Source organism: Nostoc sp. CHAB 5715 (assembly GCF_020829685.1).
Lineage (GTDB): Bacteria > Cyanobacteriota > Cyanobacteriia > Cyanobacteriales > Nostocaceae > Nostoc.
This window is the reverse complement of record NZ_JAIVFR010000690.1, coordinates 1-4,212: the sequence shown is the minus strand read 5'-3', so window position 1 is coordinate 4,212 and position 4,212 is coordinate 1. Positions and strand designations below refer to the sequence as shown.

Sequence of the window (4,212 nt, the reverse complement as noted above, 5' to 3'; positions counted from 1 at the left end):
CCAGCTAGCTTGGCTGTCAATAATTGGGCGAGTATAACAGTGGCACTCAATACAAAAACACCTGGAACCTATGCTGGCAGTTTTAGTTTGAGCAATAACGATCCTGACGAAAGCCCCTTTAACTTTGTTATTAGTGGTAAAGTTAATGCTCCCGAAATTGAAGTTGTCAATAACAAAGTTGACATTGTAGATGGCAGCACTACTGCTATTGACTTTGGCGAAGCCGCTTTCGGTAGCACCGTTACCAAAACTTTCACCATTAAAAACACGGGTAAAGCTCCACTCAACCTGAGTAATCTCGAACTCCCCAAAGGCTTTAGTTTGGTAGGAACTTTTCCAGCTAGCTTGGCTGTCAATAATTGGGCGAGTATAACAGTGGCACTCAATACAAAAACACCTGGAACCTATGCTGGCAGTTTTAGTTTGAGCAATAACGATCCTGACGAAAGCCCCTTTGATTTTGCCATTAGGGGTAAAGTTCAGCCCGCTCCTGCCCCCGAAATTCAAGTTCTCAATGGCACAGTTAACATTGCAGATGGCAGCACTACCCCCATTAACTTTGGCAACGTCACTTTCGGCAGTACTGCAACCAAAACTTTTACCATCAAGAACATCGGTACAGCTACGCTCAACCTGAGTAATTTCAAACTCCCCGACGGCTTTAGTTTGGTAGGAGCTTTTCCATATACCGTCGCTGCCAAGGATTCAAGAAGTATAACGGTGGCACTCAATACGAATACACCTACACCTGGAACATATTCTGGCAGCTTCAGTTTGACCAACAACGATAGTGACGAAAGCCCCTTTAACTTTGCCATCAGTGGTACAGTTAAACCCCCTCTTGCTAACGAAATTTATCTTCTCAATGGCACTGATAGCTCTGAGTACTTAAAAGGCAATGCCCCAGCCAACAAGATTTATGGGTTTGGGGGCGCAGACAGCATCGTAGGTAATTTAGGAAATGACCAACTTTCGGGAGGCGACGGAAACGATACTCTTTGGGGAAATGATGGTAATGACCTGTTCTATGGCGATAGCGGCAATGACAGGCTTTTGGGTGATAACGGTAACGATACGCTATTTGGTGGTATCGGCGATGACCAACTATTAGGGGGTGCAGGCAATGACTGGCTTTATGGAGGCGATGGCAAAGATGTACTTACAGGGGGTTACAACGCTGACACCTTTGTATTGGCTTTAGGTGATGGCACGGACTCCATTACTGACTTTGAAGTGGGTAAGGACAAGCTTGCGTTATCAGGTGGTCTCAAGTTCGATCAATTGTTGATACAGCAACAAGGAAGTATTGCTTTCATTATGGATCGTTCTGACAATCAAGTGTTGGCGAAGTTGGATAATGTCACTGCAAGTACACTTTTGGCTCAACCTTCGACTTTTATCACTATTTAGTTGTGTCTTTTGATAACCAAGTCTCTTCTCTTGTTAGGCTGCGCCAACGGAGCAGGTGTAGAGGAATAACTAGACAAAGAAGATTTAATATCGAGTAACTAAATTCTTTGCTGGGCTTCTACACCCTATCCCTGTAAGGGGTTGCGTTCAAAAACTAGCATTAGTCTGTTGAGGTTCTCCCTGCACCTAAAGGTGCAGGGATTCTAATAGACATCTCCAGAAATTAAATATGCGTTACCCAGAACCCTTGTAGAGACATATCAATGCTACGTCTCTACATTCTTTATCAGTCCCATGTCTAATCATCACTGATTAGGTTTTCTCTTTCATTGAGTTCCCTTGCAAGGATAGTGTTTCAACTATTCTTGTAGAGGGGAATCTCTCCAAAGACTTGAAATACGGTGTGCCCCACTGTAGCGGTTTGGAATCATGAATGCGATGAAGAGTTACTCCTAAGGGAGTGCTAAAGCGATCGCCTGCAATCATCCAGACTATTTTTTTGCCTACAGTTGTGATACAACAAATCATTGCTAGTTCAGTTAAGCTGGCAACAGCAGTTTCATCCTCAAAACAATGACAGCAAGTAGTCCCACAATTTTAGCCCTAGACTTTGATGGAGTCATATGCGACGGACTAATTGAATATTTTGAGGTAGCATGGCGTACCTACTGTGAAATTTGGTCTTTTGCTAACGACACACCACCAGATGATTTAGCTTTAAGATTCTATCGCCTACGACCTGTAATTGAAACAGGTTGGGAAATGCCTGTTTTAATCAAAGCCTTGGTAGATGGAATTCTTGATGATAAAATTCTTCATGAATGGGCAAGCATCGCCCCAAAACTTTTGTTAGACGACAAGCTGCAAGCAAGAGAAATTGGCGCGAAACTAGATCAGCAACGAGATGAATGGATTACCACAGATTTGGACGGTTGGCTAAGTCTGCATAGATTTTATCCAGGTGTAGTAGAAAAAATCAAATTAACTGTTGATAGTGGAGTTAAGCTATATATTGTGACAACTAAAGAAGGGCGTTTTGTCCAGCAATTGTTGCAACAAGAAGGAGTGAATTTACCAGCAGAAGCAATTATTGGCAAAGAAGTCAAGCGTCCTAAATATGAAATTTTGCGAGATTTAAAGCAAAAACTAGAAAACGAGGCAGTTAATCTCTGGTTTGTAGAAGATAGACTCAAGACTTTGCAGTTAGTCCAACAGCAAACAGACCTTGAAGATGTGAAACTCTTCCTCGCAGACTGGGGTTATAATACCCAAGCAGAACGTGAAGCTGCCCAAAATGATCCGCGAATTCATCTGTTATCACTGTCTCACTTTTCCAAAGATTTCTCTGCTTGGCTTTAAATATAGGACTTACGCACGCTCTACGAATTCTTGGCGTTCTTGGCGTCTTGGCGGTTCGATAAATTAAGCTTTTGGGCGATTTTTGCGTAAGTCCTAAAATATATGAAATACGTTGCAATAATCTCTTGATACCTTTACCCTAAGAGGGTTTGTCATTGTCCAGATTTTTGTAACAGTCAAATTGTTGCGTTTATCGGTATCCCGCCAGGAACTTAAGTTCCTGGCTGATAGCTCAAGTCCACTCAAGTGGACTAAAATCGTTTACTTATATCATGTCCGCTTGATTACTTATTAAACCCGAATCACCCCAAAGAGCCAAAGCTGCGCTTTGTCTCCCCGATTCTCCTTAACCAAGCGTATTGGGATATATCAAAGATTAGAAACCAGAAGCTTACGTTTTTCGATTTAGGTGAAATAATAACTCATAACTATTCACTCCTTACTTAGCACTTACTTTTATGCTTGACCTTACAAAACTGGCGCGACAAATGCAGGGTTTAAGTCAGCATCTTACCTTAGAAGCTGTTGCCAGTCGCCAGCGTTTAGAATTGGCGCAACAACATCTTAAAAATGCTTACGAGTCTCAACAAGATTTAATTGATCGCCAGGAAAAATGGCGCGATCGCATTCTCTTTGCTAATGCTACCCCAATTGAGCCGTTAGAAACCTGCATTGATATCCCAGTTCCCCCCAAGGTACATACTGTCATCGCTACCGATGGTTCCCAAATTGCCCCCAACCATCACGAAATTGCTTACTGTTATCTTCTAAATATCGGCAGAGTAGTCTTACACTACGGGCAAAATCGCCATCCATTACTAGATAGTTTGCCAGAAGTATTTTATCGCCCGGAAGATTTATACATGTCTCGGCAATGGGGAATTAGAACCGAGGAATGGATGAGTTTTCGTCGCACTGCTTCAGAAACAACGGTATTAGCAGAACTTGCATGTGCAGCGAAAGGGGAAGCACCAGCATTGGCCATGGTAGATGGTTCCTTAATTTACTGGTTTTTAGAACAATTACCGATGGATGCCCGCGAGCGCATTTTACCCCCCATCCTGGAAGCTTGGCAGCAAATGCGTGATGCTCAAATTCCGTTGATGGGCTATCTTAGTGCCTCTCGCAGCATCGAAACAATGAACTTTTTACGGTTATTAGCTTGTCCTCATCCAGTGCCAGACTGTAAAACTTATTGCCCAAATCAGCTAGAAAAAGTAGCTTGTAAAATTTTTGAACAGTTGCGAGATACTTCTGTTTGGGCAACCCGACTCAAACCAGGCCAACGCAGTACCCTGTGGCGCAGTAATTCCCCCATTCTGGAACTCTACGGAGATCAAGCCATTTACTTTTGCTATGTCCACGTTGGTACTGAAATTGCCCGGATCGAAGTTCCAGCATGGGTAGCAGAGAATGTAACCATACTCGAACTTCGATCCGGCC

Annotated in this window: 4 protein-coding genes; 3 read left to right on the top strand and 1 reads right to left on the bottom strand. The window is 43.0% G+C overall.

Going from position 1 to position 4,212, the window contains the following annotated elements; all coding sequences use genetic code 11:
• The coding region (locus LC574_RS29110) for a choice-of-anchor D domain-containing protein (RefSeq protein WP_229457108.1) at positions 1-1,410 on the top strand (1,410 nt) is incomplete at its 5' end.
• Positions 1,411-1,722: 312 nt separating this feature from the next.
• On the opposite strand, the gene LC574_RS29105 is transcribed toward LC574_RS29110, so the two are convergent.
• Positions 1,723-1,938 carry a hypothetical protein gene (locus LC574_RS29105; RefSeq protein WP_229457107.1) on the bottom strand — a complete coding sequence of 72 codons (216 nt, stop codon included), beginning with the start codon at positions 1,936-1,938 and terminating at the stop codon, positions 1,723-1,725.
• 45 nt (positions 1,939-1,983) lie between these two features.
• Between LC574_RS29105 and LC574_RS29100 the strand changes: the two genes are divergently transcribed.
• On the top strand, positions 1,984-2,769 hold the full coding sequence (locus LC574_RS29100; protein WP_229457106.1) for an HAD family hydrolase: 786 nt from the start codon (positions 1,984-1,986) through the stop codon (positions 2,767-2,769).
• A gap of 458 nt (positions 2,770-3,227) precedes the next feature.
• Positions 3,228-4,212 (top strand): DNA double-strand break repair nuclease NurA (locus LC574_RS29095; protein WP_229457105.1); only part of this gene is annotated, 985 nt, incomplete at its 3' end.

Bases quoted from the DNA above. Each gene is read 5' to 3' on its own strand.
- LC574_RS29105 (WP_229457107.1), bottom strand. From the start codon at position 1,938: ATGATTTGTTGTATCACAACTGTAGGCAAAAAAATAGTCTGGATGATT.
- LC574_RS29100 (WP_229457106.1), top strand. From the start codon at position 1,984: ATGACAGCAAGTAGTCCCACAATTTTAGCCCTAGACTTTGATGGAGTC.